We start from the raw sequence: 25,157 nt of genomic DNA on the forward strand, positions 1-25,157 counted from the left end.
CCGGGGCAGCCTTCCCCCTTGCAGACTCGGGGTCCGCGGCGTATATGCCCCTCAACAGCGGCGCTTCGGCTTCCACCCCCGAGGCTCCACCGGACAAGTATGAACGGGCCGCGCGCCCGTTTTTTCGTATCTGGAACCTGAATGTCTGACCTTATCGCCAAAGCCCCCATCGACCGCCGGCTGGCCGAAATCCTGACCCCGATCATCGAGGGGATGGGATTCGAGCTGGTGCGCGTGCGTCTGCTGGGCGGCAAGACGAAGACGGTGCAGGTGATGGCCGAACGTCCCGACGGCGGGATCGAGGTCGACGAATGCGCCGACATCTCGAATGCGATCAGCGCGGTTCTCGATGTCGAGGACCCGATCGACGACAACTATACGCTTGAGGTGTCGAGCCCCGGCATCGACCGCCCGCTGACCCGGCTGAAGGACTTCGACACCTTCGAGGGTTACGAGGCCAAGCTGGAAACGACCGAACTGATCGACGGCCGCCGCCGATTCAAGGGCGTGCTGGCGGGAACCGAGGGCGACGAGGTTCTGGTGAGCCTCGAAGACCAGGGCGAAGAGGTCACCATCGGGCTGAAATTCGACTGGCTGAGCGACGCGAAGCTGGTGCTGACCGACGAACTGATCCGCGAGATGCTGAAACAGCGCAAGGACGCCGGCATCGTGGACGAGAGCAAATTCGACGAGATCGAGACCGATAGCGGGTCCGAAGAGGAGTAAGAAGACATGGCCATTACTTCCGCCAACCAGCTTGAGCTGCTGCAGACCGCAGAGGCCGTCGCGCGCGAGAAGATGATCGACCCCGGCCTTGTGGTCGAGGCGATGGAAGAGTCGCTCGCCCGTGCCGCCAAGTCGCGCTACGGCTCGGAGATGGACATCCGCGTGTCGATCGACCGCAAGACGGGCAAGGCCACCTTCACCCGCGTCCGCACCGTGGTCGAGGATGAGGAGCTGGAGAACTACCAAGCCGAGCTGACCGTCGAACAGGCAAAGCAGTACCTCGACAACCCGCAGGTCGGTGACACCATCGTGGACGAGGTTCCCCCCGTCGACATGGGCCGGATCGCGGCGCAGTCGGCCAAGCAGGTGATCCTGCAGAAGGTCCGCGAGGCCGAGCGGGATCGCCAGTTCGAGGAATTCAAGGACCGCGCCGGCACCATCATCAACGGTGTCGTCAAGCGCGAGGAATACGGCAACGTCATCGTCGACGTGGGCCGTGGCGAAGCCATTCTGCGCCGGAACGAGAAGATCGGCCGCGAAAGCTATCGCCCGAACGACCGTATCCGCTGCTACATCAAGGATGTCCGCCGCGAACCGCGCGGCCCGCAGATCTTCCTGTCGCGCACCGCGCCGGAATTCATGGCCGAGCTGTTCAAGATGGAAGTGCCGGAAATCTACGACGGCATCATCGAGATCAAGGCCGTGGCCCGCGACCCGGGTTCGCGCGCGAAGATCGCCGTGATCAGCTATGACAACTCGATCGACCCCGTCGGCGCCTGTGTCGGTATGCGCGGTTCGCGCGTGCAGGCCGTGGTGAACGAACTGCAGGGCGAAAAGATCGACATCATCCCGTGGAACGAAGACCAGCCGACCTTCCTTGTGAACGCGCTGCAGCCGGCCGAAGTGTCGAAGGTGGTTCTGGACGAGGAAGCCGAGCGCATCGAGGTCGTCGTGCCCGAGGATCAACTGTCGCTGGCCATCGGCCGCCGCGGTCAGAACGTGCGTCTGGCGTCGCAGCTGACCAATCTCGACATCGACATCATGACCGAGGCCGAGGAATCGGCGCGCCGTCAGGCCGAGTTCGAGGAACGCACCAAGCTGTTCGTCGACACGCTGGACCTGGACGAGTTCTTCGCCCAGCTGCTGGTGTCGGAAGGCTTCACCAACCTTGAAGAAGTGGCCTATGTCGAGCTGGACGAACTGACCGTCATCGACGGTGTCGACGACGACACCGCGAACGAGCTTCAGGCCCGCGCCCGCGACTTCATCGACGAACAGAACCGCAAGGCGCTGGAACACGCTCGCGAACTGGGTGTCGAGGACAGTCTTGTGAACTTCGAGGGTCTGACCCCGCAGATGGTCGAGGCTCTGGCACTGGACGATGTGAAGACACTGGAAGACTTCGCGACCTGCGCCGACTGGGAACTGGCCGGTGGCTGGACCACCGAGAACGGCGAGCGCAAGAAGGACGACGGTATCCTCGAAAAGTTCGACGTCTCGCTGGAAGAAGCTCAGGACATGGTCATGACCGCCCGCATTCAGCTGGGCTGGGTCGATCCGGCAGAACTGGAAGCCGACGAGGAAGAGCTCGAGGACGAGCTGGGTGAAGACGCCGACGAAGATGGCGAAACCGCTCAGGAGGCCGGGGCCTGATCTCAGGCCCCGGAGGCGCCGGATGGCTCGAGGCGGCCAACCGAAAGACCGCGATGCGGGGCCCGAGCGGCGCTGCATCGCCACGGGAGAGGGTCAGCCCAAGGATGGGCTGGTCCGCTTTGTTGTTGGGCCGGAAGGGCAAATTGTCCCCGACGTCCTTGAAAAACTGCCCGGACGGGGTATCTGGGTAAAGTCTGACCGGTCCGCCCTGGACCACGCCGTGAAGAAACGGCTGTTTGCCCGGGCCGCCAGACAGGCTGTTACCGTTCCGGACACGTTGGCCGACGAGGTCGAACGACAGGTCACCCAGCGGGTGATCGACCTGATCGCGATGGCGCGCAAGGCGGGCCGGGCCGTGGCGGGCTACGAGAAGGTCAAGAGCTGGCTCGATACCGGAGAGGCCGTGGTGCTGATCCAGGCCTCCGACGGATCCGAGCGGGGCAAGAGCAAGCTGAAGGCGCCGGAGGGCGAAGAGTCCTTTGTGGGTGTGCTTTCGGCGCATGAATTGGGTTTGGCTTTCGGGCGCGAACATGTGATACATGGCGCGCTTGCGACTGGCGGACTCACGAGACGTGTAGTAGAGGAAGCCGCGCGGCTCTCTGGCCTGCGCAGGACGAACGGGGGTAACGACGCCTCCGGAAAGGATTTGAAGACGCGATGAGCGATACTGACGGCAAGAAACCTCTTGGTCTGCGTGGTGGCCCGCGTTCTGGCAACGTGAAGCAAAGCTTCAGCCACGGACGGACCAAGAACGTGGTGGTGGAAACGAAACGCAAGCGCGTTGTCGTGCCGAAGCCCGGTGCCGCAGGCAAATCGTCGGGTGGCGGCAAGGACGGGGGTGATCCCTCGCGCCGTCCCGCGGGTATTTCGGATGCGGAACTCGAACGCCGCATGAAGGCGCTTGCCGCCGCGAAGGCCCGCGAGGCTGACGAGGCTAAGCAGCGCGAAGAAGACGAACGGCAGCGCGCGGAAGAGCGCGAGCGCCGGCGTGCCGAGATCGAGGCCAAGGAGCGCGAAGAGCGCGAGCGCGAGGAAGCTGCCAAGCGCAAGGCCGAGGAAGACGAGCGCCGCCAGCGCGAGGCCGAGGAAGCCAAGGCGAAAGCCGCGGCCGAACGCGCCAAGCCGAAGGCCGACAAGCCGGCCGCCGCTGCGCCCACACCCGATCCCGCAGGCGAGGAAGCCCGTGCCGCGAAAGGCCCGAGCGGTCCCCGCAAGCCCGACCGCGAGCGCACGGAAAGCCGCGAGCGTCCGGCCAAGCGTGGCCGCGACGACGGCAACCGCCGGTCCGGCAAGCTGACGCTGAACCAAGCTCTGTCCGGTGGCGAAGGTGGCCGGCAGAAATCGCTCGCCGCGATGAAGCGCAAGCAAGAGCGTGCGCGTCAGAAGGCGATGGGCGGCGGCGACAGCCGCGAGAAGGTCGTCCGCGACGTGCAGGTGCCCGAGACCATCGTGGTGTCGGAACTTGCCAACCGCATGGCCGAACGCGTCGCTGACGTGGTGAAAGCCCTTATGCAGAACGGCATGATGGTCACCCAGAACCAGTCGATCGACGCCGATACGGCGGAACTGATCGTCGAGGAATTCGGCCACAAGGTCGTCCGCGTGTCGGATGCCGACGTGGAACAGGTGATCGACACCGTCGAGGACAAGGCCGAGGACCTCAAGTCGCGTCCGCCGGTCATCACGATCATGGGCCACGTCGACCACGGCAAGACCTCGCTTCTGGACGCGATCCGGAACGCAAAGGTCGTCGCCGGCGAAGCGGGTGGCATCACGCAGCACATCGGCGCCTATCAGGTGAAGACGGACAGCGGCTCGCTGCTGACTTTCCTCGACACCCCGGGCCACGCCGCCTTTACCTCGATGCGTTCGCGCGGGGCTCAGGTGACGGACATCGTCGTTCTTGTGGTTGCCGCCGACGACGCGGTGATGCCGCAGACGATCGAGGCCATCAACCACGCCAAGGCGGCGGGTGTTCCGATGATCATCGCGATCAACAAGACCGATCTGCCGGCTGCCAACCCCGACAAGGTTCGGACCGATCTGCTTCAGCATGAAGTGATCGTCGAGAAGATGTCGGGCGAGGTGCAGGACGTCGAAGTCTCGGCGCACACCGGCAAGGGTCTGGACGAACTGCTTGAAGCCATCGCGCTGCAGGCCGAGATCCTGGAACTGAAGGCCAACCCGAGCCGCGCCGCCCAAGGCGCCGTGATCGAAGCGCAGCTTGACGTGGGCCGCGGCCCCGTCGCCACCGTTCTGGTTCAGAACGGGACCCTGAAGCAGGGCGACATCTTCGTCGTCGGCGAACAGTGGGGCAAGGTGCGCGCGCTGATCAACGACAAGGGCGACCGCGTCAAGGAAGCCGGTCCGTCGGTTCCGGTCGAGGTTCTCGGTCTGAACGGCACGCCCGAAGCGGGCGACGTGCTGAACGTCGTCGAAACGGAATCGCAGGCTCGGGAAATCGCCGAGTACCGCGAGGACGCCGCGAAGGAAAAACGTGCCGCTGCCGGTGCCGCGACCACGCTGGACCAGCTTCTTGCGAAGGCCAAGGAAGACGAGAACGTGGCCGAGTTGCCGATTCTCGTGAAGGCCGACGTGCAGGGCTCTGCCGAAGCCATCGTTCAGGCGATGGAAAAGATCGGCAACGACGAGGTTCGCGTGCGGGTGCTTCACTATGGTGTGGGCGCCATCACCGAAACCGACGTTGGTCTTGCTGAAGCCTCGGGTGCTCCGGTCATCGGCTTCAACGTCCGTGCGAACGCACCGGCGCGGAACGCCGCGAACCAGAAGGGCGTCGAGATCCGCTATTACAGCGTGATCTACGACCTCGTGGACGACGTGAAGAAAGCGGCCTCGGGCCTGCTGGGCGCCGAGATCCGCGAGAACTTCATCGGCTACGCGCAGATCAAGGAGGTCTTCAAGGTCTCCAAGGTCGGCAACGTCGCCGGCTGCCTTGTCACCGAAGGTGTGGCCCGCCGCTCTGCCGGCGTCCGCCTTCTGCGCGACGATGTGGTGATCCACGAAGGCACGCTGAAGACGCTGAAGCGCTTCAAGGACGAAGTGGCCGAGGTTCAGTCGGGCCAGGAATGCGGTATGGCCTTCGAGAACTACGAAGACATTCGTCCCAACGATGTCATCGAGATCTTCGAGCGCGAGGAAGTCGAACGCTCGCTGGCCTGATCGGCCACAGCGTTCAGGAATTCGGACGGGCCGGGGAAAACCTCGGCCCGTTTTGCTTTGCGAGATGCAGGGGCGTCGCCGTGGCCGCCCGCACCCCGTTCCCGTGGCTGACGCGGCAACTTGATTTCTCGCCTTGGTCAAATCAGTGCTACCATCGTTCAGGGAACCACGAGGAGGAGCGGGGTTTTGCTTGAACATGCGCTTGTTCTGGATGCGCTTGGGACGCCGATCCAGCATGGGTCCAAGACACGCTCGGCCGACTGGGACGAGGTTCAGGCTTTTTGCCGGTCCGTCTACATGCCCTATCGCGTGCGTCCGCTGGACCGGCTGTCGCGCCCGGACGCCACGATGATCTCGGCCAAGGCCGGTCAGGTGACGATGACGCGCTTTTCCTACGGCACCGGAATCTACCTTGATCAGTTCGATCCCGACGCGGGCAACATCCTTGTGCTGAACACCCTGCGCGGCGCTTTGGACCACCAGACCGACGGCGGCTCTGTCGAGACGGGCGCCGGAGAAAGTTTTGTCGTGGATTGCTCGCGCGCAGAGTATTGGCTGGAAGGCGATCCGGACCACATGCAGCTGAACCTGACGATCCCCCATCAGGTGATGGCGGACACTGCGGAACGCTGGTTCGGCTACGTTCCGGATGACCGCCTTTGGACCTCGCGGGTGAAGATCGGCGGCCCGCAATCGGCGTGGTCGTCGTTGCTGGACTATGCGGCGCGGGCGATGACGCGGGCGGGGGCGGTTTCGGCCGACGCCGTGTTGGCGCGTCACATCGAGGAAATTCTCTGCGTTGAACTTCTGCGGCACTGGGCCAGCGCGGCCGGGCTGAAGCTGGAAGACGGCGCCCGAAGCGCCGCGCCCGGCTATGTTCGCCGCGCCGAAGAGATCATGGAAGCCGAGGCCCGCGAGGGGCCCACGATCGGAGAGATCGCGCAGCGGGTCGGCGTCTCGGCCCGGACGCTGTCGGGCGGATTCCGGCGGTTCCGCGGCCTGTCGCCCCGCGACTTTCTGGCGGCGCGCCGGTTGGAGGGTTTCCGTGCCGATCTGGAACAGCTTCCGCCCGACCGGACAGTGACCGGGATCGCGGCTGATTGGGGCTTTGCCAACTTCGGCGCGTTGGCGGGCCGCTATCGCGACAGGTTCGGCGAGTTGCCGTCGCAGACGCGGGCCAACAGCGTCGGCACGGCCCGGCCACACTGACTCTGCTTCCGAAACGGAACAGACCCTTCCGATTGCGGACGGCGCGACCCGCCCGACAGCGGCATCTTTCCTTCCACCTGTTCAAGGGAGGAAAACATGAAAGACATCATCACATCCGATATCCAGTCCCGCTGCGACGCCGTGCTGAAAGAGGTGACACGCGGCGCGTCCCGCGTGCCGGGCGTTGTCGCCATGGTGACGGACCGCCGTCAGGATATTTACGCGGGCAGCTTCGGCGAGCGGCGTCTGGGTGGGGACCCGATGACCGAGGATACGGTCTTTGCCATCTTCTCGACCACCAAGGCCATTGCCGGAACCACCGCCCTGCAATGCGTAGAAGAGGGGTTGCTGGATCTGGACGCCCCGGCGCGGACCTACGCTCCCGCCATCGGAGAGCTTCAGGTGATAGAGGGTTTCGATGCCGACGGCACGCCCCGGCTGCGCGCGCCGAAGACCGACGTCACGACCCGGCAGTTGATGCTGCACACGGCGGGCTTTGGCTATGACTTCTTCAACGAGGTCTACAAGCGCATGGCCGAGGAACACCGCCAGCCCTCTGTCGTCACGGCCAGCCGCGCCTCGATCGAAACGCCCCTGCTGTTCGATCCGGGGACCAAGTGGGAATACGGGACCAACATTGATTGGGTCGGTCAGGTCGTCGAGGGAATTCGCGGCAAGCGACTGGGAGAGGTGATGCGCGAGCGTGTGTTCGACCCCCTTGGAATGGACGAGATCGCCTTTACCCGCACCCCGGCCATGAAACAGCGCACCGCGACGATACACGCACGTGAAGACGATGGCGGCCTGACGCCCATGGACGGTTTCGCGCTGCCGGATAACCCGGATGTCGATATGGGCGGTCACGGCCTGTACGGCACGGTGCCCGAGTACATGAAGTTCATCCGCATGTGGTTGAACGACGGGGATGGTCCGCAGGGCCGTGTTCTGAAGCCGGAAACGGTGGACTGGGCCGTGAAAGGAGCGTTGGTTCCACCACAGAAGGTGACGATGCTGCCGGGCGTGATCCCGTCCCTGTCGAACGACGCCGAGTTCTTTCCCGGGCTGGAAAAGGACTGGTCCTACACATTCATGGTCAACAACGCCGAGGCGCCCACGGGCCGGCCCGCAGGCTCGATCGGCTGGGCGGGGCTGGCCAACAGCTATTACTGGATCGACCGGGAGAACGGGATCGGCGGCTATTGGGCGACGCAGATCCTGCCATTCGGCGACGGGGTCTCGTTCCCCGGCTACATGGATTTTGAAAGCGCGGTCTATGCGGCGATGAAAAGCGCCTAGGCGTCCCACGAAATCCGCGATGCGTTGAAAAGAAAAGGGGCGGATGAACCGCCCCTTGTTCCGTCGCCGATGTTTACACCAGCTTGAGCTGTTTCTTCTTCGGCGCGCTGCCCTGTTCGGCCTTCCATTCCCGGAAGGCGTCCCAGTGTTCCAGAAGCATCGTCAGGGTCTCGCCCCGGGTCAGGCCGCCGCGGCGGCCCTTGGCGATGTTGCGCAGCGACAGGATCGGGTTGTCCTTGTCGAGGTTGGCACCGTATTCGATGCCGTCGAGGAACTCTTCACCCAGCGCGGCGTGTTCGCGCATCACGCGGTAGATGAAGTAGGTCATCACACCGGACGATCCGATTTCGGTCATGCCGCGACGGCGCGAGCGGGCGAAGCCCTTGGAAATGTCCGGATGCTTGTCCAGCGTCGCAAGGATCTCGGTCGCCGAGGGGCTGTTGCCGCTGCCGGTCAGGGGCAGGTTGTTGTCCTCTTTCCACTGCAGTTTGGCGGCGGCGGCAAGAACGCGGTCATCGACGCGGTTGCCGGCACGGCGCACGGTGCGCTTGGCGTGGGTATCGAAGGTCGCGAAGGCCTCTTCCGGGATGCCGGTCGCGATCGGAACCTCAATCGGCGCATCCGCCGCGATGATCGCGTGCAGACGGTGCTGACCATTCAGAAGACGCGGCGCGTCGTCGTTGGCGGCAGCCATCGGATCGCCGGTAAAGCAGATCGGCTGCGCGTTCAGCATCCAGTTGCCGTTGAGGATGTCGCGTTTGATGACGTCGATGTGGTTCTTCTGGACCTTGCGGTTGCCCGAGTTGAACTGCATCCACTCGCGCGCCAGATCCGGGGTCACGGTCATCATGCGGACGCGTTCGCGGCCTTCGTCGCTTTGGGCGCCCTTCAGGATCTCCTCGTCGGTGCGGCCGCCGAATTCATCGGTGGCAGACGACGTGTCGAACCGGCCTTCGCGCAGGCCCGGATACCCGTCGACCAGCGGCAGGCCAAGGTTGGCGGGCGCATGTTCGCGCAGCGCCGCGCGCGAGATGGGGTGCCCCTCGTCATCCATCGGAGTGGCGCCGAAATCTTCTTTCCATGCGTAGTGCTGGGTGATCTTGCGGCCGCTGACGTGGTCGTTGAAGGCAAGGATCGACAGCGCCAGAGCATTGTCTACGGGCAGGGGCAGGCCGTTCTGTTCCAGAACGTTGACCTGCATGCAGAACATGCCCGCCGGGGTGTCGAGGCCAGACGACCGGTCCGGCCCGATTTCGCGCAGGAAGGTCAGCAATTCGGCCCGCAGACCGGCCCGCAGCGCCATGAAGGCCAGCACGGGCCGCGCCGTCGAGTGCAGGCGGCTGCCGCGGGTGTTCTCGGCGATGTCACAGGCTTCTTCAAGCTCGGGGTTGGCCGACAGGACGCGGTCGTAACGCGACCAGCTGATCGGAAGGTTCTCGCGTCCGAGGCTGCCGTTCTCGATCCGGATCAGCTTGGACATGGTGCGGACCACCTTGCCCGCGTTGCGCACGCCGCGGCTTTCAAGCACGCCCTGATAGGACCGGCGGCGATGCTGGTCGATGGTATGAAGCGTGTCGGCCCGGACGTTGCGGGCGACAATGGTCTGGAACGCTACGCCGGCCTTGATGCAGGCGTTCAGGCGCTGGATGCCGTCGATGACGCGGCCGGCCTCATCCAGAATGATCGGCTGGCCGTTCAGGATCCACGCGCCGTTGGTCATTGCCTGCGCGTAGGTCGAGATGGCCTTCTTGTCCTCGACGGGGTTCACCGCCGTTTCAAGCAGACGAGAGGCGCGTTCCGGCGTGATCTCTTCAACGTCGAAGGTCAGGCGGGCCGCTTCCTTCGTTGTCGGAGCGGTGGCGCGGCGTTCGGCGCTTGCGGGGCCTTTGACTGTCGTCATGCCGTTGCCCTTTCGATCATGTCGGCCGTGTGGGGCCGCTTGCAGAGCCTCGTGTCAGACGCGCCGGGCAGGACCGCGAGGGCCATGTGCGACGGGCGTCGTTTGAAATTGCACGTGTTCCGGATCATTGCGTTCAGTACCATTGAAAAACTCACACCACGATATTCGCATACCATACAGCAACGTGCTGCACATGATTAATAGTATTTCGCATTTCGCGTCCTCGCAAGCCAAATTTCTGCCTTATTTGAAATTCTCGCAGAATTCGCGTGGTGCTTCGTCCGTTGGATTCCCGCAAAGGTAGCGCGAAATGATTCATGTTACCTGAGTGATTTCTCCGATCGGCAGTTTTTCGCCATTCCGGATACAACCAGAGGTTTCCGGACCGATCATCTCCCCTCGGAAACGGACCGGAAAATTTTTCGCACATCAATCGTTCGATCAAACGCGTTCACCGAACACAATCCGGACACAATCTAGGGGTTGCTGCGGCTTTGACCACACAACTGTGGTTAATGCGCCGATCTGTGGATAAAATCCGAGAAATGCACAGGGATACTGATTTGAGCTTCAAGCATGTCATGCGAGAGTCGATTTCGGAGACACACTTTAAAAGCGAATCCGGAGCTCGCCAAAAAGAGCGAGACGCCGGGTTCCTCAAAGACCGAGATGACAGTGACACAAACACAGACGGAAGAACTCCGCACCGCCCAGCTATTTGCGATTAACCGGGATTGTTCCCCTCGCAATGCCAGCCTGGGCACCGATGACCTCAAGGGCGCACGCCTGTTGAAGGTCGGCCACCACATCAGGGAATTCTGCCAGCCGCTTTCCAATTTTCTCAACCGCGGGCTGCCCGTGGGCCAGGTTCCGCTGCCGGCGATCGACCTTACATTCCTTGCGCTCGATGCGCTGACGGAAGCCGAGGCGCGTCGCGACGGGCCCAGTTGGAAAGCCGTTTCCGGGCGTGTCACCGTCGCGGAAGGAACCGGCGCGCTCTACCGGCGCGGGTTCTGGCTTGAAAGTGCCGACGGCCGCATTCTTGACCTCAACCGTGCGGACGCGCCGGACGGTGTTCGTGTCGCCCGCGCCCAACGCAGCCTTATTTCCGAATACCGGACCGAGGCGCCGCTGTCCGCGCGCAAGACCAGCGTCCTGCTGGACATCTGGCGTGGGACGGCGCCGGGCTACACCGAATTCGCCTCGCAGGACGATATGAAGCGCGGCTATGCGAGAATGAAACGCGAAGTTTCCGATATCCTGATCTTGGGATCCGTCCGGACAGCTTGCTGATCCGGGCTTACCCGAACCAGACCCGCTGATCGCCGGAATCGATGTGCACGAACCGTCCGCGGTAGTGCCCGGTCCCGCCGATCTGCAACCACTGGGCATAGCGCGCCACGTTCGCGACGTCGCCACCCTTCACCACGAAATCGATCGCACGGGCGCGCGTGTGGAACGAGTTGACCGCCGCGCCGTAGCCTTCCGCCCGCAGCAGGTCGTTCGTCCGCTTGCTGCGATAGCCGGAATTCACCTGAATCTCGCCGGTCAGACCGTCGCGCAGGGCGGCGGTGCGCATCGCGGCAAGCGCCCAGTACAGCCGGACGTCCATCTGAACCACCTGCTTCTGCCGCCAGTCGCGCAGAAGGTAGTTGATCGTCTGCAACCCTTTCAGGTCGTACCCCGAGGTGCCGAAGAACATGACCCGTTCCCGTTCATCGGTGTTGGGGTTGTAGAGGTCGAGGTACGGTTCGATGAACGGCACAAGTTTGTCGAGGCGACTGTCGGTGCGGACCGGTGCGGGAATGTCCAGTCCGGCGGCAAGGGCGGGGATGCCCGGCGCCAGACCGAAGGCCGCGGTGGCGGCGACCTTGCCGATGAAACTGCGTCGTGAGAGATTCATAACGTTTTTCGCACTCTATCCGCCGTGAAGTGGCCGATCTACTCGATCATCACGATGTCGCCGCTGCTGGCCATGGTGCCATCGGCAAGGTTCAGGATCTGCTGACCGCCGACGTAGGACACCGAGTTGACCGTGTCGCGGACATAGGTGTTGTACCCGCCGGTCGCGTCGGTAGCGGTCAGGGAAATCTGGTAGGTCCCGACGGGGGCGAGGTCGCCGTTGGCGTCGTAGCCGTCCCAAACCACATCGTTGATCACGCCGGTCGCGGTCGACAGGTCGCCGATGGTGCGCACGACGTTGCCGCTGGCGTCGGTGATGACCGCGCTGACCGCGCTTGCGGTTCCTTCAAGTTCATAGCCGAAGGCAAGCGGCATCCCTTCCGAGTGCAACGTGATGGTGTCGGATGGCACGGAAACGGTGCGGCCGATCAGCGAGGCTTCGGACATGGATGCGGTCAGCGCAAGGCTGGATCGAAGCTGCTCGAGCTGGGCGTTCATGTTCACCGACTGCTCGACCTGCGTCAGCGTCGCGATCTGCGAGACGAACTGGGTCGCGTCCATCGGTTCCAGAGGATCCTGGTTCTGAACCTGCGCGACCAGCAGGCCAAGGAAGGTTTCGTAGTCCTCGCCAAGCTGGGACAATGTCGATTCCGAGGTGGTGGTTACGGTCGCGGCAGAGACGGTGCTGATGCTCATTGTCGGGTCCTCATGTCAGGATATCGAGGCCGCTCGAGACCCGTGTCGGGGTCGCGGCGGCGGCAGTTTCGACCGGCTCTTCGCCCGCGTCGTCGGCAAGGGGTTCGGACGTCTGATCGGACGTGTCGCCCGGCGCGTCCTGCCCGTTCCGCCCGGCACCGGGCTGGAACAGGTCCATCGAAAGCGATCCGTTGGCGCCGTTGCCTTGAAACAGATGGGACAGCGCGCCGCGCTCGTTGCGCATCGCGTCCAGCACCAGCGGGTTCTGCACCCGCATGTCCACGTCCAGCCGTCCGTCCTTGGTGCGCTCGACCGAGATCTCGACGATCCCCATGCCGTGCGGTTTCAGGCGGATGGTGGTGGTTCCGGGCTCGGTCGGAAGCTGCGCGACCTGATCGACGACCTTCTGCACGATGGGCGATTTCGGTTGCGGCGCGGGTTGCGGGGTTTCCTGCGTGGGCGCCGGCGTCAGCTGCGCGACGGCGGCGCGGATCTGCGCGGTCGACAGCGTCTGTTCCACCGGTTGCGTGGTGGTGGACTGCACCTGCGGTGCTGGCGTTGCTGTGCGGGGGCGCGGTATCTCGGCGGCCTCGCCCGAGTCTTGCGTGGCTTCGGTGACGAGATCCGCGAAGGTGGCTTCGGCGCGGGCCGCTGCCTTTGGCTGCGCGGTCTCGGCGGAGGTCGTGATCTGCTGCACGATCTGCACCGGCTCCGAGGTCTTGGCGGCGCTGACCGGTGTCGCGGTCTTCTCGGCGGCTGCCCGCAGCGGCGCGATCTCTGGCATCTCGGCATCAAGAACCGGAAGCTCTGCATCGGCGTCTTCGGGAACGGGCTGTGGGCCGGGGGCGATCGGTGCGTCCGTGGTTTCGGGCAAGACGGATTCTGGCGATATCGCCTGCGCCGGTTGCTGCGGGGCAGGGGTTTCCACCGTGTCCGCCTGCAACTCCGGCGTGATGTCCGGCACCGGTTCGGGTGCCTCTTCCTTTGCCTGCGCCGGTCGGGACCGGAATTCACCGGACATGTCTATGTCGGTCCCGACCGGCCTGCTCGCCTCAAGTCCGTCTTCGCTCCGGACCTCTTTGGCCGCGCCGTCCTTTGCTGACCCGTCTTCCGCGGGGGACTGCGTACCGGCTTCGTCTTCGATCTGCTCGTCGTCGCCTGTCTGTTCTGTTTCCTCGGATGCTTTCGCAGGCCCGGCCGCGGGTTTGTCCGCGGCGGGCTCTTCGCCAAGCAGCCGGCTGAAGCCGTCCGCGCCCGTTCCATCAGCCGAGCGGTCGCCAGCCGCCGCACGAGGCGGGGCAGAGGTCGGCAGGGTCGGAAGCGAAATGTCCATCAGGTCCCCGAATTCATGAAGTCGGCCGTGATCCCGCGACGCAAAAGGAAGGTCCGCATCCGCATCAAAGCCCTTTGTTCAATTTTTCGCATCTTACCGGCCAAACTGTCAAGCATCGCTTCGCCTGTACTGGTGTTCCGGTCGGCGGACAGCCGGTCACGGATCACCTGCGCTTCGGCCTCTGTCAGCGAGGACAGCGCAAGATCCAGCAACGCGCGCATCGCGTCGTCGGTTTCCTGCCGGACCAGCCCGGTGTCGGCGGCGGCCTGCGGTGACGCAAGTTCGTCCTGCATGTCGGTTATGTCGGTCGCCCGCATCGCCCCGCGCACCAGCGCGGCTTCATCCTCGGCCATCCGACCGGACCGCGCATCGCGGGACTTGCGCTCGGGAATGCTGACCGAGCGGGCAATAAATGCGGCTTCGCGCGCCATGGCGGACCGCACGTAGCGCGTGGCGTAGGCAAAGAAGGGCACGTCCGGCTGCGGCACATAGTTGGGAAGACAGCGGATCATCGCCTCGACCCCGGCGGATACAAGATCGGCCTGATCCTGCGGATCGCGGGTCCGGCGGCGGGCCATCGCCTGAACGATGGGCAGGTTGTCTTCGACGACCTGACGCACTTCGTCATCAACGAGACCGGGCCAGACCGGCGCGACCGGTCCGTTCGGCGTGTGGATCGTGGAGCTGTCAAGCATCGGCGTCCCCGAAACAATCGGCGCCACGGCGCAGGATGGTCCACGGTTCCGGGTGGCCCAAACCCGTTCGCCCAGGACTCGGGCTGAACAGGGAATTGGCGTTTGCCACCAAGAACGGCGTTATGATCCTGATTCCGCGGCTCATGCGATAATCATTGCCAAGTTTTACTTTTTTCGCAAGTTCGACGTGCTAAGGTCAGGCAAGTTGTCTTGGTTGAGTCCGGCCGCCTTGGTCCGAATCCGGAAAGTTTGAGTAACATGTACCTGAAGAACGAACCGCACGTCGTCATCAAGCGACCGAAGAAGGTGACCAAGGGCCACCATGGAGGCAACTGGAAGGTTGCCTATGCTGATTTCATGACGGCGTTGATGGCGTTCTTCCTGCTGCTTTGGATCCTGTCCGGGTCCGACGAGGAACAGCTTCGCGGTCTGGCCGAGTATTTCACCCCGTCCGAGGTTCCGCTGGTCGAGATCAGCGGTCTTGGCGTCGTGATCGACGCGATAAAGGCACCGGAAAGCGAACCGACCCCAGACGCCGAATCGATGCCGAAGGGCCCGGACGAGGTAGGTCAGCAAGAGGCCGACATCGCAGAAACCCGGACCGGTGCGGTGAACCCGTGGCTGGAGCTGGACAACGGATCGACCGAAGAGCCCCGCGTGGACGAACCGACCACGATGCTGACGGACCGTCTGGCAGAGGCGCTGGACCAGATCGAGGAAAGCTTCGCCGAGAAGATGGAACTGTCGGATCTGGCGGCGAACCTGCAGGTGACGGTGCTGGACGAAAGCATGATCGTCGAGGTTGTCGATCTTGGCGATCACCCGATGTTCCCGACCGGAAGCGCGAATCCCAGCGAAGACCTGCGCCTGATCCTGGCCGAGGTCGTGCCTGCGATCAAAGGGCTGCCGATGGACATCACCATCACCGGCCACACCGATGCTCACCCGTTCCGGGACGGCACCGAGTATGGCAACTGGGAACTGTCCGCCGACCGCGCCAACGCAACGCGGCGGCTTCTGCTGGACGAGGGGATCGCCGCCGCGCGGATCAAAAGCGTGACCGGCATGGCGGCTGTCGAGCCCCTGTACGCCGACGACCCCAACGACGCCCGGAACCGCCGCGTCACCATCGAGCTTCGCCTGCCCGGCACCGAGGAAGGGCCCGCGTCGAACTGACGGCGCGGTCGTTGTCCTGCGTGGCGGTAGGGATTGTTCCGGCACGCCCACGACCTGCCGAGCAATTCCGTCATGCCACGAGGGCGTCCCGGTCCAGAAAGACCGGGTGCAGCGCCGCGCGATACCAGGCAGCGTCTTCGTAAGACTGATGTTGGGAAGTCCGGTCAGATCCCGGTGGCGAACAGCGCGGCGTCTTCCAGTTCGATGGTCTCGAACCCATGCCCCGGCGCGATGGTGCTGACCGCACGGTTCATCGCCGGAATGACCTTGTCGCTTTGCCGGACAATGGGCATCGCGCCCGCGGTGGTCGCCAGCATAAGAGCAGCGTCGCGCAGCGCCTTGCCGTCAACGGACGACCCATCGTTCGGCACCGCAACGCGGGCGTTGAACGTCATCGTGCCGCGTCCGGGGATGTTGACCGTCAGCGACTCCAGCAGGATCGAGGTTGTGGGAACGACGCGGTCGGGCGCCTCGGGGGGAAACAGGGTTTCGCCCGCCTTCTGGCCAACGGCGAAACCGCCCCCCGCGCACCCCAACAGCAGGACCGCGACGAACGCGGTCCGCTTTGTCGGGCGTTTGAACACGGACGCCTTCAGACTGCCGGCACGGCTCATCTTGCCACCTGTCCCGGATCAGTAAGGCAGGACCACGTCCAGCATATCCTCGCCATAGCGGGGGGTCTGGACGCGGGTCAGCTGACCCTTGCCGCCATAGCTGATGCGCGCTTCGGCGATCTTGTCGTAGGGAATGGCGTTGGTCATGTCGACGTCGACCGGACGGATGATGCCCGCGACGCGCAACTCGCGCAGTTCGCTGTTCACCTTCACTTCCTGCCGGCCCGCGATCACGAGGTTGCCGTTGCCCAGACGCCGGATGATCATCACGGCGACCTTCAGCTTGATCTTCTCGTTCCGGGCGATGCTGCCGCGACCGCGCGACGAGCTTTCGCCGGACAGGTCGATGATCGAGCCCGACGGCAGGTCATCGGCGTTGATGCCGGGCAGGATCGCGTCCAGCTTGCTTTCGTAGCCAAGGAAGGTGGACCCGTCGATCTCGTTCCCCGAAGACCGCGACCGGCGGGATTCGTTCTCTAGCTCGGCCTCGTCGTCGATATCGATCGTCACCGTCAGGATGTCCCCCACGCGCGAGGCGCGGTGGTCGCCGAAGAAGCCTGTAGACCCCGTGCGCCACAGCGATGTCGCCTCGGCCCGGTCGGGCATGCGGACGGGCTCGGGTTCCGGCTGCGGAACATAGACGGTGTTCACCTCGGGCATCGTGGTCTCGTCCAGCACCATCGAGGTCAGTTCGGGGTCGCGGTGTTCCTTGTAGGCGGCGCAGGCGCTCAGGGTGAACGCGGCCAGCGTCAGGGTCATCGCGGGTTTGGGGGATTTCATACGCATGAGATTCTCTCAGATTTTCGCAATACTTGCGTGTGCGGTTGAAGTGCGGTGCCAAGGGGTCGGGTGCTGGGTCATTTGGCAGCCACCTCGACGACTCCCTCGCCGATGACGGTGGCCGACAGTGTGACGTGCGAGCCAAGGTTCACGACGCGCACAGCGTCACCGCGCGCCCCGTCTTCCAGCGCCTTGCCGGGCGCGCTTAGATCCAGCCCGCCGTTGGACAGGATGATCGTGACCTTCTCGCCGCGCGTGACGACGCGCGGCTCCGAGATCGACCCTGCCAGGATCGGCCTGTCTTGCAGAAGCACGCGGCGCGATTCCATGCCAAGGATATCCTCGGCATGACGCACGGCCCCGGCGGGCAGGGCGACCACGTTCATATGCACCAGCCGGAAATCCTGTTCCGTCAGCTTGACGCCCGCCGGAATGCGTCGGCGCGGCACGTAGGTCGGTACGGTCACCATGGCCTGACCCCGGAAGGTCAGGGTCAGCCCGTCGACACCGATCACACGGGCGGCGAACAGACCGGACCGCGGATCGAAGGTGAAATCCTCTAGCCGAAGCGCGGTTTCCGGCAGGCCTTCGGGCAGACGAAGGTCGATCCGGCCGTCAGCGGGGATCTCGCGTTCGTCCGAGGACAGCAGTTCCTCTTCGACAAGCACGGAAACGGGCGCGCCTTCGACAAGGTCGGTGACGGCCTGCGCGGTGCTGCCGGCGCAAAGCGCCAGCGCGGCGATGGCGGTGCGGAGGAGCGACGCGATCATGATCAGCGGATCTGGTTGGCCGTCTGCATCATTTCGTCCGCGGCCTTCAGGGCCTTGGCGCCCATTTCATAGGTGCGCTGGGCGGTGATGAGATCGGTCATCTGCTTGATCGGATCGACGTTCGAATTCTCGAGATAGCCCTGGCGGACGATGCCCACGGCTTCCTCGCCCGGAGGACCGACGAAAGGCTCGCCGGACGCGACGGTCTCAAGCAGCAGGTTGTTCCCAATGGGCTTCAGGCCCGCGTCGTTGATGAAGGTGGCAAGGTTCAGCTGGCCGATTTCCTCGGGCTCGATCGCGTCGGGGGTGTAGGCCAGCACAAGACCGTCCTGCGTAACCTCGACATCGGTCGTGTTCTCGGGGACCACCATCGCGGGCTCGATCAGGTTGCCGTCCAGCGTGACGATCTCGCCCTCGGGCGACAGCATCAGGCTGCCCGCGCGGGTATAGGCCTCGGTCCCGTCGGCGCGGGTCACGATGAAATAGCCGTCACCCTCGATGGCAAGGTCCAGCTGGTTGTCGGTCTGCAGCATGCCGCCTTGCGTGTTCAGCCGAACGACGCCTGCCGCCTGCACGCCAAGGCCGATGTCGACGCCGACCGGCCGTACCGTGCCGTCGGCGTTCGGTACGCCTTCGCGCTGCATCGTCTGATAGATCAGGTCCTGAAACACCGCGCGGCCGACCTTGAAGCCGGTCGTGTTGGCGTTGGCGATGTTGTTGGCGATGACATCCACGTTGACCTGCTGGGCCTGCATGCCGGTGGCGGCGATACCGAGAGTCTTCATCTACGTCTCCTTTATACTTTTTCGCAAATTGATGGGCGAAAAGGCATCATTCGGGGGCCAGCCGGCCAAGCGTCGTTTTCCGAAGCTCGTCAGTGGCAGAGGCAAGGTTCATGGCGCTTTCATACTGGCGCTGGAATTCGATCAGCCGCGTCATCTCGCGGATCGGGTTCACGTTCGACTGTTCGACGAAACCCTGTGCCATGGTGGGTTCAAGCACCGGCATCAGGTCAACGACACCGCCGCGCGGGGCCAGCATGGCGCCGCCAAGCTGGTTCCAGTTGCCGATGTCGGTCGCTTCGAACACGCCGATCCGGGCGATCCGATCGCCGCGTTCGTCGGTGATCGTGCCGTCTTCGCCGATCTCGATATTGCCGGAGCCGGGCGGGATGTTGATCGGCGCACCGCCTTCGTCCAGCACGAAATCGCCTGCAACAGTGACCAGATCGCCCTGTGCAGACAGGGTGAAGCTGCCGCCACGGCCCAGCGCCGTCTGGCCGTTGGTGGTCATGAAGCCGAACCACCCGTCGCCGACCAGCGCCACGTCGAGCGGATTCGAGGTCTGCACCAGCGCGCCTTCGGTCAGGTCGGCATAGGTTCCCCGGTCGATGGCATAGGCCATGTCACGCATGTCGGTCTTCGAGTCGGTCTGGTGAACCATGCTTTCAAAGACCGGACCGACAGCACGAAAGCCGTAAGTGTTGGCGTTCGCGATGTTGTTCGCGGTCACGTCGGTCGCGCGCTGCAGCATCGCCGCACGTGAGATCGCGAGGTATCCGATGTTATCCATTGCGTCCCGTTCCTTTGGCCGAGTTCCCCGACCTGTTTTCAACGGCTGGTTGATTTGTGTTGATCAAAGCCGATGATGTGGACTATACATGATCTTGATTTTTCGCATAGCCCTGAAATGCGAAAAACTGAACATCGAGATACGAAGGCTCGGAATACGTTGAAGCAGATCGGTCTTTCCCTTGTTTCCTTGCGTGCGCGCTGCATCGTTGGCGGTGTGGCTCTTTTGTCGGCGGCGCTTGTCTGCGGCCCGGCGCATGCGGAAAGCCCCGATTCGCACGCCATGGTTCCGCCCGAGCCCGGCCTGACCCGCCTGGCGGGGTCTGACTTCTCTGCCGACCGCGCGGCGTCCGAGCAGGCTTTCGTTGACGCCCTGCCGGGCGCACGTGGCCGCGCCGCGCTGGATCACGCCCAGTTCCTGATTTCATGGATGATGCTGCCCGAGGCGCGCGGCTACATCGACTTTGCCGCCGGCACGCTGGAAGGGAAGGGCGACCTGCGGGACCGCATTCAGGCGTACCGCGCGCTGGTGTCGCTGCTGTCCGAAACTGATCCGCAGGCCGAGACGGTGGCGCTTCCGGAAAGCTGGCAGAACGATCTTGTCTGGCCGATCGTGGCCGAGATCCGAAACGGCGTGCCGGTAGATGCGAACCGTATATTGCAGGCGCTGGTCGGTCTGGAACGCCACAGCGGCCCGGTTGTGGCGCAGATCGTGCCGATGCTGTTCGACGCGGCGCTAAGCGTCGAGGATTACCGGCTGGCGCGTGACATTCTGGACGTCGCCCGCCTGCGCACCGACCTTGTCGGAACGCCGCAGATGCTGTTCATGCGCGGCCGTCTCGCGCGCGCGGAAGGAGAGCGGCAGACCGCTTTCGACCTGTTCGCATGGGCCGCCGAAGGCCGGGATCGTTCCGCCGCGCAGGCTCGGCTTGCCCTTGCCGAGCTTGCGCTGGAAGAGCCCGGCCAGGCGATCCGTGAACACGTGCGCGACCTGCTGGTCGAGGGCATTCGCCACTGGCGCGGCGACGCGCTTGCGCTGGCGCTGCTGACCCGGCTTGCGCAGGTGGCGGAAGAGATTGGCGACCTCGAGACCGCGATCGTCACGATGTCCTTTATCGAAGAGGATCATCCCGGCACCCGCGAGGCCGATCTTGCGGCGGAACGCATCGCCGTGATCCTGAACCACCTTTCGGACGCCATCGGAAGCGACGCGCTTTCGCTGGGCCGGTCGCTGCCCATCGTGCGGCGCATCGAGCCCTACATGAGCCGCCACGTCGAACGCGCCATCGTGCGTGGCGCGCTGGCGGCGCAATTGGAAAGGGCCGGACTGACGCTGGCGGCGCAGGCGGAATACGCCGAGATCTGGGACACCCTGCTTGGGCCGGACCGCCGCGCCCTGCCGCCCGCGCTGCTGGACCGGCTGGTGCTGGAACAGGCCAAGCGGCTGATGCGCGACAGCAACCCGGCCGCTGCGGTAGCGATCATCGCGCAGCGTCCGGTGCAGATGGACGCCTCGCTTGATCCTGAATTTGCGAAAATTGAAATGGTCGTGACCGGTAGCCTTGAACGCATCACCGCCACGGTGCCCGGCGTTTCGCTGGAAGTCGCGCGCGAGGCGCTGGAACGCGGCATGGACGACCGCGCCCTTATCGAATTCGAGCGCGCGGGCATCCTGCCGGCTGTCGACGGCATCGACGCCGCCCGGCTGGCCGCCGAACAGGGCGACCCGGACACGGCGGCCTTCCTGCGGGTGCTGCCCGAGGAACGTCGCGCGCTGCTGCTGCGTCTGGCCGCGGCACGGGTCGCGAAAGCGCCCGTCGTCTCGCCCCTGTCGGTCGAGGCAGCCGAGAAGACACTTGAACAGGCCGGTGAAACGCTGACGGCGGTCACCGAGCTGATGAAGACAGAAAACACGGGACAGTAAGAAAACCGGCAGACCGCGGTCCGCCATACGAGCCGAAAGGGAAAGACAGAAATGGCCATTCAGAATGCAATGCAGGCCGGCGTCGCGGGTCTGAAGACGAACTCCCAGGCCGTTGGGCGGATCTCGGAGAACATCGCGAACTCCGGCACCATCGGCTACAAGCGCAGCTTCACCCAGATGGTCACGCAGGTGGTGGGCGACTCTGCCTCGGTGCGGGGTGTCGACCGGTCGAACATCGAACTGGCCGGTGCGATCATCGGGACCAGCTCGGCCACCGATCTTGCGATTGATGGCGACGGTTTCTTCGTCGTGATGAAGGATCCCGAGAGCACCGATGAATCGAACTTCCTGCTGACGCGCGCCGGTTCGTTCGAGGTGGACAAGGACGGTTATCTGGTGAACTCGGCCGGCTACTACCTTGCCGGTTACGCCTATGACGACGATGGCACCGTCGCCGGGGTCGACCGTAACGGGTTCGGGTCGCTTGAAGCGGTGAACACGAAGACGGCGTCGCTGACGGCCGAGGCGTCGACGGAAAGCACCATCGCCGGCAACCTGCCGTCAAGCCTGACCGGCACCGGCGTCGCGCAGGATCCGTTCATCTCTAGCATGACCTACTACAACGCGCTGGGCGCGCAGGAAGGGCTGACCTTCAGCTGGACGCCCTCGGACGCCGTGGACAACCTGTGGACCATGGAAGTCAGTGGCGACGACGGTACCGTCTATGGCACGGTCGACGTCACCTTCGCCGACTCGGGCGCCACCGCAGGCGCGCCGCTGACTTATGTCGGCACGCCCGACGCCGGTCTGGTCGCACCCGCCGCCTTCGCGGTGGACGCTGACGGCAATATCACCCTGACGATCGACAACGCCGCCGTTCCGCAGACGCTGGACATCGCGCTGGGCGCGGTCGGCACCTACGACGGCATCACCCAGTTCGACGGCGATTACGAACCGCAAAGCATCACCGTCGACGGCACCTCGACCGCCGCGCTGGAGAAGACCGAGATCGACGAGCAGGGCAACCTTGTCGGCGTGTTCGAGAACGGCAACCGGCTGTCGCTGTACCAGATCCCGGTCGCCACGGTGGACGCGCCCGCCGGGCTGGAGGCCGAGACCGGCAACGCCTATTCGCTGTCGCTTGCGTCGGGGAACGCTGTGATGAACGTCGCCGGGTCCGGCGCCGGGTCTATCGAATCCGGTGCAACCGAAGCCTCGAACGTGGATATCGCGCAGGAAATGACCGACCTGATCCAGGTTCAGCGCGCCTATTCCTCGAACGCGAAGATCATCAGCACCTCGGATGAGATGCTGCAGGAAATCAACAACCTGAAACGCTGAGGCTGATCCGGAATGTCGCTAACCCAAGCCTTGAACGTTGCGCGGTCCGGCCTTTCGGTCACCGCTTTGCAGACCGATCTGGTCTCGCGCAACATCGCCAACTCGACGACCGAGGGCTTCGCACGCAAGTCGGCGGACCTCATCACGACGAAATACGGAAGCGTCGCCGTGTCGTCGGTGGATCGCAGCGTCAGCACGATGCTTCAGCGGCTGGACCGCGAGAACGAGTCGAAGCTGACCAAAGACTCGACGGTCTCGGACGGGCTAAGCGCCTTTACCGATTTCCTTGGCCAGCCAAGCGACGAGACCTCGCCCGCCGCGATGATCGCCGGTCTGCACGACGCGGTGGTCACGCTTGCCGGCATGCCCAGTGAAGAGGCCGCCCAGATCCAGGTTGTGACCGTCGCCAAGCAGGTGGCGGAGAACCTGAACGACCTGTCGGCGAACCTTTCGGACATCCAGCAAGAGGTCGAACGGAACATCCGCTACGACGTGGTCTCGGTGAACGAGGCTTTGCAGAACATCGCGACCTTCAACCAGAAGATCCTGCGGTCGGAAGAAGGGTCGGCGGTACAGGCCGAATACATGGACCAGATGGACCTGCTGCTGGACGAAGTGGCCGGTTACATGGACATCCAGATCGTCAGCACCGAGGACGGGACGGTCAACCTGTACACCGGCGGCGGCACCGAGCTTGTCGTGGGGACGCGGACCAAGACGATCACCTACGACTCGGTCGCCGGGACACTGGCCGCGGGCGGGATCGACATCACGCCGGGCGGAGCCACGCGCGGCATCTCGCAAGGCAGCCTGAGCGGGCTGTTCGAGCTGAAGCTTGAACGGCTGCCCGAAATTGGCGCGCAGCTGGATTCGCTGGCGGCGAACCTGATCTCGAGCATGGAGACGGCGAACCCGTTCGGCGCCACCGGAACCGGCCTGTTCACCGATGCGGGCGCGGTCTTCGACGCCGCCGCCGTTGACGGGCTTGCCGCGCGGATTCAGGTGAACGCCGAGGCCGACAGTTCTGCCGGCGGAGACGCCGCCATCCTGCAAAGCGGCGGCATCGCCACCACGCCCGCCGGGGATTCGACCTTCGTCGATGCGATGCTGGACGCCTTCACGCAGCCCGTCACCGTCGCAACCGCCGGTCTGGGCACGGGCCTGACGCTGATCGATCTGGCGCCGACGATGGTGACCTATCAGCAGTCCGCCCGCGCCGCCGCCGAGGCCGACACGCTGGCCACCCAGACCGCGGGCGAGACGATCTCTGCCTCGCGCGAGAACTACGAGGGCGTCAGCATCGACGACGAGATGCAGAAGCTGCTTGTCATCGAACAAAGCTACGCCGCCAACGCCCGCGTCATGACGTCGGTCAACGAAATGCTCGACACGCTCATGGCGGCGTTCGGCTAAGAGGGACAGCGAAGATGCCTACCATCTCCACCATTTCCACCGCGCAACAGTCTCTGGACATGCGTTTGGTGATCGCCCGCAACAACGCCGAGCAGGCCAAGCTGGCGCAAGAAGCCGCGTCCGGTGTGAAGCAGGACGTCTATGCCGACAACCCCGGCGCGGCGACCAAGACGCTGCAGATCCGCACCCGGATGTCGGCGACCGAGTCCTACAAGACCTCGAACGAGCTTCTCGCAGGCAAGCTTGAGAATATGTACGACTCGCTGTCTCAGATCACCGAAACCGCCCGCGAGTTTCAGGATATGTCGCTGGCTGGCGGCCTGACCTCGCAGAACCGCGACGAGTACCGCCAGCAGGCCGAGATCACGCTGCAAGGCATCGTGTCGATGTTGAACACGACCTACGGAGGCGAGTTCCTGTTCTCGGGCCTCGCGACCGACACCGCTCCGGTCGAGATCGACGGCACGGGGAACGCGGTGAACTATCTGGGCGACACCACCGGCAATCTCGCGATGAAGATCGACGACACGACGCAGATGAACTACGGGATCCGCGCCGACGATGCCGCGTTCCAGAACGTGTTCGACGCGCTGGAAATCGTGCTGACCACCAACCTCGATGCGCTGGACGACGCCGGGTTCGAAGCGATGCGCGACACAGTGACCACGCTGATGAACGACGGCCTGACCCAGCTGACCTCGCTTGGTGCGCGGCTGGGCAACAACCAGTCGGTTCTCGAACAGAAGATCGACGACCAGTACTCGCGCCTCAGCATCTACAACGCGGCCATTTCGGACATCGAGACCGCCGAGCCCGAGGAAACCGCGCTGCGGCTGAACCAGGTGATGAACCAGCTGGAGGTCAGCTACCAGATTACCGCCCGCATTTCGGGCATGACCCTGCTCGATTACCTCTGACAAGCGTCGACAGGGTCGGAAAGCGCCCCGCCTTGTGCGGGGCGTTTTCTTTTGGGAGGAC

General features: G+C 64.2%; 22 protein-coding genes. 12 read left to right on the forward strand and 10 right to left on the reverse strand.

Annotated elements, in window-relative coordinates; all coding sequences use genetic code 11:
* Positions 1-141 precede the first annotated feature (141 nt).
* The 6 genes from rimP (at position 142) to ACP156_RS09390 (ending at position 8,064) form a co-directional block, all read left to right on the forward strand.
* A complete protein-coding gene (gene rimP, locus ACP156_RS09365) occupies positions 142-726 on the forward strand; it encodes a ribosome maturation factor RimP (RefSeq protein WP_425051048.1) in 585 nt (194 codons plus the stop codon).
* Positions 727-732: 6 nt separating this feature from the next.
* Entirely contained in the window at positions 733-2,379 is a 1,647-nt protein-coding gene (gene nusA, locus ACP156_RS09370; protein ID WP_425051049.1) for a transcription termination factor NusA, read from the forward strand.
* 22 nt (positions 2,380-2,401) lie between these two features.
* Positions 2,402-3,040 carry an RNA-binding protein gene (locus ACP156_RS09375; RefSeq protein ID WP_425051050.1) on the forward strand — a complete coding sequence of 213 codons (639 nt, stop codon included), beginning with the start codon at positions 2,402-2,404 and terminating at the stop codon, positions 3,038-3,040.
* Positions 3,037-5,559 carry a translation initiation factor IF-2 gene (gene infB, locus ACP156_RS09380; protein ID WP_425051051.1) on the forward strand — a complete coding sequence of 841 codons (2,523 nt, stop codon included), beginning with the start codon at positions 3,037-3,039 and terminating at the stop codon, positions 5,557-5,559. Before ACP156_RS09375 ends, infB begins: the two co-directional genes overlap by 4 nt.
* Before the next feature lie 186 nt (positions 5,560-5,745).
* Positions 5,746-6,768, forward strand: coding sequence for an AraC family transcriptional regulator (locus tag ACP156_RS09385; RefSeq protein WP_425051052.1), 1,023 nt, complete (start codon positions 5,746-5,748; stop codon positions 6,766-6,768).
* A 96-nt stretch (positions 6,769-6,864) separates the two neighbouring features.
* Positions 6,865-8,064, forward strand: coding sequence for a serine hydrolase domain-containing protein (locus tag ACP156_RS09390; RefSeq protein ID WP_425051053.1), 1,200 nt, complete (start codon positions 6,865-6,867; stop codon positions 8,062-8,064).
* Positions 8,065-8,137: 73 nt separating this feature from the next.
* Here the strand turns inward: ACP156_RS09390 and ACP156_RS09395 are convergent, their stop codons facing one another.
* A complete protein-coding gene (locus ACP156_RS09395; RefSeq protein WP_425051054.1) occupies positions 8,138-9,964 on the reverse strand; it encodes a hypothetical protein in 1,827 nt (608 codons plus the stop codon).
* 675 nt (positions 9,965-10,639) lie between these two features.
* Here ACP156_RS09395 and ACP156_RS09400 point away from each other — a divergent pair.
* A complete protein-coding gene (locus tag ACP156_RS09400) occupies positions 10,640-11,257 on the forward strand; it encodes a hypothetical protein (protein WP_425051055.1) in 618 nt (205 codons plus the stop codon).
* 7 nt (positions 11,258-11,264) lie between these two features.
* On the opposite strand, the gene ACP156_RS09405 is transcribed toward ACP156_RS09400, so the two are convergent.
* The 4 genes from ACP156_RS09405 to ACP156_RS09420 are packed head-to-tail and all read right to left on the reverse strand — an operon-like array spanning position 11,265 to position 14,590.
* Entirely contained in the window at positions 11,265-11,867 is a 603-nt protein-coding gene (locus ACP156_RS09405) for a YcbK family protein (RefSeq protein WP_425051056.1), read from the reverse strand.
* A gap of 38 nt (positions 11,868-11,905) precedes the next feature.
* Entirely contained in the window at positions 11,906-12,562 is a 657-nt protein-coding gene (locus ACP156_RS09410) for a flagellar hook assembly protein FlgD (RefSeq protein ID WP_425051057.1), read from the reverse strand.
* 10 nt (positions 12,563-12,572) lie between these two features.
* The gene (locus tag ACP156_RS09415; RefSeq protein ID WP_425051058.1) at positions 12,573-13,895 is read right to left on the reverse strand and encodes a hypothetical protein; all 1,323 of its coding nucleotides are present in this window, start codon (positions 13,893-13,895) and stop codon (positions 12,573-12,575) included.
* Entirely contained in the window at positions 13,895-14,590 is a 696-nt protein-coding gene (locus ACP156_RS09420) for a sigma-70 family RNA polymerase sigma factor (RefSeq protein WP_425051059.1), read from the reverse strand. The genes ACP156_RS09415 and ACP156_RS09420 overlap by 1 nt, the downstream gene beginning before the upstream one ends.
* Before the next feature lie 258 nt (positions 14,591-14,848).
* Between ACP156_RS09420 and ACP156_RS09425 the strand changes: the two genes are divergently transcribed.
* Positions 14,849-15,766 (forward strand): flagellar motor protein MotB, encoded by a 918-nt coding sequence (locus ACP156_RS09425; RefSeq protein WP_425051060.1) that lies wholly within the window; start codon positions 14,849-14,851, stop codon positions 15,764-15,766.
* Positions 15,767-15,930: 164 nt separating this feature from the next.
* Here the strand turns inward: ACP156_RS09425 and ACP156_RS09430 are convergent, their stop codons facing one another.
* The 5 genes from ACP156_RS09430 to ACP156_RS09450 form a co-directional block, all read right to left on the reverse strand.
* Positions 15,931-16,380, reverse strand: coding sequence for a hypothetical protein (locus ACP156_RS09430; protein ID WP_425051061.1), 450 nt, complete (start codon positions 16,378-16,380; stop codon positions 15,931-15,933).
* A gap of 18 nt (positions 16,381-16,398) precedes the next feature.
* Positions 16,399-17,166 (reverse strand): flagellar basal body L-ring protein FlgH, encoded by a 768-nt coding sequence (gene flgH / locus ACP156_RS09435; protein ID WP_425051062.1) that lies wholly within the window; start codon positions 17,164-17,166, stop codon positions 16,399-16,401.
* Between the two features lie 71 nt (positions 17,167-17,237).
* Positions 17,238-17,930 carry a flagellar basal body P-ring formation chaperone FlgA gene (gene flgA, locus ACP156_RS09440; RefSeq protein WP_425051063.1) on the reverse strand — a complete coding sequence of 231 codons (693 nt, stop codon included), beginning with the start codon at positions 17,928-17,930 and terminating at the stop codon, positions 17,238-17,240.
* Between the two features lie 2 nt (positions 17,931-17,932).
* The gene (flgG, locus tag ACP156_RS09445) at positions 17,933-18,715 is read right to left on the reverse strand and encodes a flagellar basal-body rod protein FlgG (protein WP_425051064.1); all 783 of its coding nucleotides are present in this window, start codon (positions 18,713-18,715) and stop codon (positions 17,933-17,935) included.
* A 46-nt stretch (positions 18,716-18,761) separates the two neighbouring features.
* Positions 18,762-19,502, reverse strand: coding sequence for a flagellar hook-basal body complex protein (locus ACP156_RS09450; RefSeq protein WP_425051065.1), 741 nt, complete (start codon positions 19,500-19,502; stop codon positions 18,762-18,764).
* 216 nt (positions 19,503-19,718) lie between these two features.
* Here ACP156_RS09450 and ACP156_RS09455 point away from each other — a divergent pair, with 216 nt between their 5' ends.
* Genes ACP156_RS09455 through ACP156_RS09470 form a run of 4 tightly spaced genes read left to right on the forward strand, consistent with a single transcriptional unit; the run spans position 19,719 to position 25,096 of the window.
* Entirely contained in the window at positions 19,719-21,425 is a 1,707-nt protein-coding gene (locus ACP156_RS09455) for a hypothetical protein (protein WP_425051066.1), read from the forward strand.
* Between the two features lie 51 nt (positions 21,426-21,476).
* Positions 21,477-22,766 carry a flagellar hook protein FlgE gene (locus ACP156_RS09460; protein ID WP_425051067.1) on the forward strand — a complete coding sequence of 430 codons (1,290 nt, stop codon included), beginning with the start codon at positions 21,477-21,479 and terminating at the stop codon, positions 22,764-22,766.
* A gap of 12 nt (positions 22,767-22,778) precedes the next feature.
* Entirely contained in the window at positions 22,779-24,179 is a 1,401-nt protein-coding gene (flgK, locus tag ACP156_RS09465) for a flagellar hook-associated protein FlgK (RefSeq protein ID WP_425051068.1), read from the forward strand.
* 14 nt (positions 24,180-24,193) lie between these two features.
* A complete protein-coding gene (locus tag ACP156_RS09470; RefSeq protein ID WP_425051069.1) occupies positions 24,194-25,096 on the forward strand; it encodes a flagellin in 903 nt (300 codons plus the stop codon).
* Positions 25,097-25,157: the final 61 nt, after the last annotated feature.

Origin of the sequence: Psychromarinibacter sp. S121 (assembly GCF_049801035.1) — a bacterium.
In the GTDB taxonomy this organism is placed as follows: domain Bacteria; phylum Pseudomonadota; class Alphaproteobacteria; order Rhodobacterales; family Rhodobacteraceae; genus Psychromarinibacter.

Coding starts and splice junctions, on each gene's coding strand:
- ACP156_RS09415 (WP_425051058.1), bottom strand. CDS start 13,895: ATGGACATTTCGCTTCCGACCCTGCCGACCTCTGCCCCGCCTCGTGCG.
- ACP156_RS09430 (WP_425051061.1), bottom strand. CDS start 16,380: ATGAGCCGTGCCGGCAGTCTGAAGGCGTCCGTGTTCAAACGCCCGACA.
- ACP156_RS09425 (WP_425051060.1), top strand. CDS start 14,849: ATGTACCTGAAGAACGAACCGCACGTCGTCATCAAGCGACCGAAGAAG.
- flgH (WP_425051062.1), bottom strand. CDS start 17,166: ATGCGTATGAAATCCCCCAAACCCGCGATGACCCTGACGCTGGCCGCG.
- ACP156_RS09395 (WP_425051054.1), bottom strand. CDS start 9,964: ATGACGACAGTCAAAGGCCCCGCAAGCGCCGAACGCCGCGCCACCGCT.
- ACP156_RS09375 (WP_425051050.1), top strand. CDS start 2,402: ATGGCTCGAGGCGGCCAACCGAAAGACCGCGATGCGGGGCCCGAGCGG.
- ACP156_RS09460 (WP_425051067.1), top strand. CDS start 21,477: ATGGCCATTCAGAATGCAATGCAGGCCGGCGTCGCGGGTCTGAAGACG.
- ACP156_RS09420 (WP_425051059.1), bottom strand. CDS start 14,590: ATGCTTGACAGCTCCACGATCCACACGCCGAACGGACCGGTCGCGCCG.
- infB (WP_425051051.1), top strand. CDS start 3,037: ATGAGCGATACTGACGGCAAGAAACCTCTTGGTCTGCGTGGTGGCCCG.
- ACP156_RS09410 (WP_425051057.1), bottom strand. CDS start 12,562: ATGAGCATCAGCACCGTCTCTGCCGCGACCGTAACCACCACCTCGGAA.
- ACP156_RS09405 (WP_425051056.1), bottom strand. CDS start 11,867: ATGAATCTCTCACGACGCAGTTTCATCGGCAAGGTCGCCGCCACCGCG.
- flgK (WP_425051068.1), top strand. CDS start 22,779: ATGTCGCTAACCCAAGCCTTGAACGTTGCGCGGTCCGGCCTTTCGGTC.
- rimP (WP_425051048.1), top strand. CDS start 142: ATGTCTGACCTTATCGCCAAAGCCCCCATCGACCGCCGGCTGGCCGAA.
- ACP156_RS09450 (WP_425051065.1), bottom strand. CDS start 19,502: ATGGATAACATCGGATACCTCGCGATCTCACGTGCGGCGATGCTGCAG.
- nusA (WP_425051049.1), top strand. CDS start 733: ATGGCCATTACTTCCGCCAACCAGCTTGAGCTGCTGCAGACCGCAGAG.
- ACP156_RS09390 (WP_425051053.1), top strand. CDS start 6,865: ATGAAAGACATCATCACATCCGATATCCAGTCCCGCTGCGACGCCGTG.
- flgA (WP_425051063.1), bottom strand. CDS start 17,930: ATGATCGCGTCGCTCCTCCGCACCGCCATCGCCGCGCTGGCGCTTTGC.
- flgG (WP_425051064.1), bottom strand. CDS start 18,715: ATGAAGACTCTCGGTATCGCCGCCACCGGCATGCAGGCCCAGCAGGTC.
- ACP156_RS09470 (WP_425051069.1), top strand. CDS start 24,194: ATGCCTACCATCTCCACCATTTCCACCGCGCAACAGTCTCTGGACATG.